This is a genomic window from Bifidobacterium sp. POST2/T3 (B1), from assembly GCF_058197115.1.
Genome location: NZ_JBVPQK010000271.1, coordinates 1 through 3,628 on the forward strand (window position 1 = coordinate 1; position 3,628 = coordinate 3,628).

The window sequence follows — 3,628 nt, forward strand, 5'->3', positions numbered from 1 at the left end:
GCCGGCGATGATCTGCGCCCAGGAAATGTCATGAAAGAACTGCTTCACTCCGACCCCTTTTGATCCAACGGCTGGTTACTGCGCTCTTATGGTAGCTGGTGGTCATGGCGATACTGTGATGGTCGTCCGACCGCCCAAGGACCTCAGTCGGTCTGGACCAGCCCCCGGGGATTGTCCCAGTCCCCCCGCATGGCGATGGCCGGACCGCGATTGTAGTCGATCATGGACCAGCGCAGACCGCCGTCCGGCAGATCCCGTGGCATCAATCGCGCCCAGTGGGCGTTGCGCATGGTGACCAGGCCCAGGTATTCGGGATATGCAGTGGCCATGCCCAGCAGGGCCTGAAGGGCCTCGGCGATGAAGGACCCATGGGAGAAGACCATGAGATCCGTGTCCGGGCCGGCCCGATGAATCCATCGGTTCAGGGTTTCGAGGCCCCGTTTGCCCACCTGGGGCTTGGTCTCGGCACCGTGGAGCAACTCTCCCCCGGCGCCCCTGGACCAGGATTCGTAATCCTCGGGCCAGCGTTGACGAACCTCCTCGGCGCTGGCTCCCTCCCACTCGCCGAAGCTGCGTTCACGCAGCCCGGGATCGAGATGGACCATCTGGCCCAAGGGGTCGGCGAAGGCATGAGCGGTAGCTGCGGCCCGACCCAGGTCGGAGGAGACCACCAGCAGGTGACGGTCTTCAGGGGCATCATCCACGTATTCAGCCCGCAGCTCCTCGGCGGTCCTCTCCACCTGCCAGCGGCCAACGCTGTTGAGCGGGATGTCGATCTGACCCTGCATCCGATGCCCTGCGTTGTATGAGGTCTGGCCATGGCGGACTACGGTCATGGAGCGCACATGCCGTCCATCCCCGGCGGCGGTATCCGAATCAGTCATGGTTTTCCTGAGGCTCAGCGAAACGGCTGCGCAGATCATCCCCGTTCAAATCTTCCGCCTTGGAGGCCAACCGGCCGTCCGGGTCATCATCCTTAAGGGTGAAGGGATGCTCCAGTTGCAGGTCCACCTGGGGACAATCCTTCCAGAGCCGTTCCAAGTCATAGTAGGCGCGGGCCTGCTTGTGCATGATGTGGATGACGAAGTCACCGTAGTCCAGCAGAACCCACTGGGCCTCCTGGATGCCCTCCCGCGAGCGCGGATCCAGATTCTTCTGTAGATGGAGCTGCTTTTCCACCTCCTCGGCGATGGCCAGGACCTGGCGTTCGTTGCTGCCGGTGGCCACCATGAAGATGTCGGTGATGGCGATGGGTCGGGAGACGTCGAAGGCCACGATGTCCATGGCCTTGACATCGTTGGCGGCCCGAGCAGCCACCCGGACCGCGTCGATGGATTCCTGCAATGCTGGCACTTGTCACGCCTTTCCTTGTTGTGAAGCAGATGCTGTCAAGGTTACCGCTCCCAGGCGGGCTTCCAGTCCGGAACCTCATGCTGGTCGTTGGTGGAATAGACCATGGCCCCGTCTTCGACCGGATGACGGATGACCGATCCGGCTCCGGTGGTGACCCCGTCGCCCACCTGGACGGGTGCTACGAAGAGGTTCCCAGCGCCCACATGCACCTCCGATCCGATCTCGGTCCGGTTCTTGTGCACGCCGTCGTAGTTGGCCGTGATGGACCCGCCTCCCACGTTGCTGTCGTGGCCTATATGGGCATCCCCCACATATGAGAGATGGGGCACCTTGGTCCCGTGGTCGATGGTGGCCTTCTTCATCTCCACGAAGGCCCCGGCCTTGGTGTCCTCGGCAAGGACGTTGCCGGCCCTCAGATAGGTCCATGGGCCGATGTTGGCCCTGGCTCCGATCCGGGTCTCCTGCACGCGGGAACGCTCCACCTTGGCCTGCGGCTCGATGATGGCATCAATCAAGGTGGTATAGGGGCCGATGACCGCATCCGAGGCGATCTCGGTATGACCCTGCAGGAAGCATCCGGGCAGAATGACTGCATCCTGCTGGATGACCACATCGTCCTCGATCCAAGTGGTGGACGGGTCAAGAATGGTCACCCCCTGGCGCATGAACTCCCGGCAGACCCGCAGGTTATGGGCCTTGGCCAGATCGGCCAACTGGACCCTGTCGTTGACGCCTTCGACCTTGAGCGGATCAGGGGCAGCGAAGGCCCCGACCCTGCCCAGGCGGCGGGCCGTCTCCAAGGCATCGGTCAGATAGAACTCGCCCTGGGCGTTGCTGTCGTCCAGACCGCGGACCGCCTGTCGCAGCAGGTCAGTCTCGAAGACGTAAACGGAGGTGTTGACCTCCTTGACGGCCAGCTCGGTTCCGGTGGCGTCCCGCTGTTCGACGATGCGCAGGACCCGTCCATCCTGGTCGCGAATGATGCGGCCATATCCGGTGGGGTCGTCCAAATTGACGGTCAGCACGGTGGCCCCGTCGCCGGAACTGACATGGTAGTCGAGCAGGCTGTGCAGCGTGTCCGCGTCAAGCAGGGGCATGTCCGAAGCAACGATCAGCACCTGGCCGTCGTGCCGAAGCTCCCCATCCAGCTGGTCTACGGCGCACTGGACCGCACGCCCCGTTCCCGGTCGGCTGTCCTGGCGCACGATGCGCACCTGGGAATCATAAGAGCGTGCAGCCTGCGCCACCAGGTCGGCCTGATGATGAACCACCACAGCCGTCAGCTCGGGATTCAGGGCAGTCACCGAAGTCATGACCCTCTGCAAGAAGGTCTTGCCGGCCAGGGTGTGCAGAACCTTGGGATGGGCAGAGCGCATGCGAGTGCCCTCGCCTGCGGCCAGAATGATGCCAGCGGTCAGCGCCTGCCCGCCGCTCAAAACTCCACCACCCCGCTCTCAGCGATATCGATCAGATCCTGAATGGAGTCCACCACCTGGTCAGGGCGGTAGGGGAAGGTTTCCACCTCGGATCGTGTAGTGATACCGGTCAGCACTAGGAAGGTGTTCAGGCCAGCTTCGACTCCGGCCACCACATCAGTATCCATACGGTCGCCAATCATGGCCGTGGTCTCGGAGTGGCCGCCCACCCTGTTAAGAGCCGTGCGGAACATAATAGGATTGGGCTTGCCTACAAAGTAGGGCTCCCGGTTAGTGGCCTTGGTCACCAGAGCTGCGACGGCTCCCGCCGCAGGCAGGACGCCGTTCTCGCTGGGGCCTGTGGCATCCGGGTTAGTGCAGATAAAACGAGCCCCACCCAGAATCAAACGGATGGCTGTGGTGATGGACTCGAAGGAGTAGGTCCTGGTCTCGCCCAGAATCACATAGTCCGGGTTGATGTCGGAAAGAATGAACCCGGCCTCGTGCAGGGCCGTGGTCAGCCCGGCCTCGCCAATTACGTAGGCCGATCCCCGCGGCATAGTCCGGGATACGAAGTCTGCAGTAGCCAGCGCAGAGGTCCAGATCCGATCCTCGGGCACGTCGATGCCCGAACGACCAAGACGTGCCGAAAGGTCACGAGGGGTGTAGATGGGATTGTTGGTCAGCACCAGATACTGGCGGTTGTTGCGCTTGAGGGTGTCGATGAATTCGGCAGCGCCAGGCAGGGCGGTGTTCTCATGCACCAGCACGCCGTCCATGTCAGTGAGCCAGGTTTCGATCTTCTTGACTGCCAAGACAGTTCCTTTCGGTTGGTCACCGACCCCAAGGAGGCCGTCTCC

General features: G+C 62.6%; 4 protein-coding genes. All 4 read right to left on the reverse strand.

Annotated features, from left to right (window positions below; all coding sequences use genetic code 11):
* Window positions 1–143 precede the first annotated feature (143 nt).
* The 4 genes from AC0AP0_RS10310 to AC0AP0_RS10325 are packed head-to-tail and all read right to left on the reverse strand — an operon-like array spanning window position 144 to window position 3,583.
* A complete protein-coding gene (locus AC0AP0_RS10310) occupies window positions 144–884 on the reverse strand; it encodes a histidine phosphatase family protein (protein ID WP_490430393.1) in 741 nt (246 codons plus the stop codon).
* Window positions 877–1,353: a ribosome silencing factor gene (gene rsfS, locus AC0AP0_RS10315; protein ID WP_490430394.1), complete on the reverse strand. Its 477-nt coding sequence runs from the start codon at window positions 1,351–1,353 to the stop codon at window positions 877–879. Before rsfS ends, AC0AP0_RS10310 begins: the two co-directional genes overlap by 8 nt.
* A 41-nt stretch (window positions 1,354–1,394) precedes the next feature.
* A complete protein-coding gene (glmU, locus tag AC0AP0_RS10320) occupies window positions 1,395–2,789 on the reverse strand; it encodes a bifunctional UDP-N-acetylglucosamine diphosphorylase/glucosamine-1-phosphate N-acetyltransferase GlmU (protein WP_490430395.1) in 1,395 nt (464 codons plus the stop codon).
* Window positions 2,786–3,583: an HAD-IIA family hydrolase gene (locus AC0AP0_RS10325; RefSeq protein WP_015021717.1), complete on the reverse strand. Its 798-nt coding sequence runs from the start codon at window positions 3,581–3,583 to the stop codon at window positions 2,786–2,788. The genes glmU and AC0AP0_RS10325 overlap by 4 nt, the downstream gene beginning before the upstream one ends.
* Window positions 3,584–3,628 lie beyond the last annotated feature (45 nt).

What these genes read in the sequence shown, in the direction of transcription:
- AC0AP0_RS10310 (WP_490430393.1), bottom strand. Translation starts at nt 884, where the DNA reads ATGACTGATTCGGATACCGCCGCCGGGGATGGACGGCATGTGCGCTCC.